Annotated in this window: 1 protein-coding gene; it reads right to left on the bottom strand. The window is 68.7% G+C overall.

What is annotated here, in order from left to right:
- The coding region (locus O3Q52_RS53930; protein WP_269655653.1) for an ATP-binding cassette domain-containing protein at positions 1-571 on the bottom strand (571 nt) is incomplete at both ends.

The raw sequence follows: 571 nt of genomic DNA, 5'->3' as shown, positions 1-571 counted from the left end.
CGAGCCAGTCGAGGACGGAGCGCAGTTCGCGCTGGCTGCCGTCGCTGGGGATCTGGAGGGAGAGTGCCTCGTCGTCGCGGGTCGCCTCGCGCAGCGAGACGGCGGCCGTCTGGTAGGTGGCCGGGTCGTCGAAGCGCAGTCGTACGTGTCCGCCGGGGATCAGGCGCTTGAGCTCCTCGGCGGTGCCCTCTGCGGCGATCTTGCCGTCGTTCAGGACCGCGATGCGGTCGGCGAGTTCGTCGGCCTCCTCCAGGTACTGGGTGGTGAGGAAGACCGTCACCCCGCCGGTGACCAGTTCGCGGATGATCTGCCACATGTTGTGGCGGGAGCGGGGGTCGAGGCCGGTGGTCGGTTCGTCGAGGAAGATGATCCGCGGGTTGCCGACCAGGGTCATGGCGATGTCCAGGCGGCGCTTCATGCCGCCGGAGTAGGTGGAGGCGGGTTTCTTCGCCGCCTCCACCAGGTCGAAGCGTTCCAGGAGTTCGGCGGTGACCCGCCTCCCCTCGCTGCGGGAGAGGTGGTGCAGGTCCGCCATGAGGAGCATGTTCTCCTCGCCCGTGATCAGACCGTC

Source organism: Streptomyces sp. ActVer (assembly GCF_027270795.1).
In the GTDB taxonomy this organism is placed as follows: Bacteria; Actinomycetota; Actinomycetes; order Streptomycetales; family Streptomycetaceae; genus Streptomyces; species Streptomyces umbrinus_A.
The sequence above is the reverse complement of the archived record's forward strand: the minus strand, read 5'-3'. Positions and strand labels throughout refer to the sequence as shown.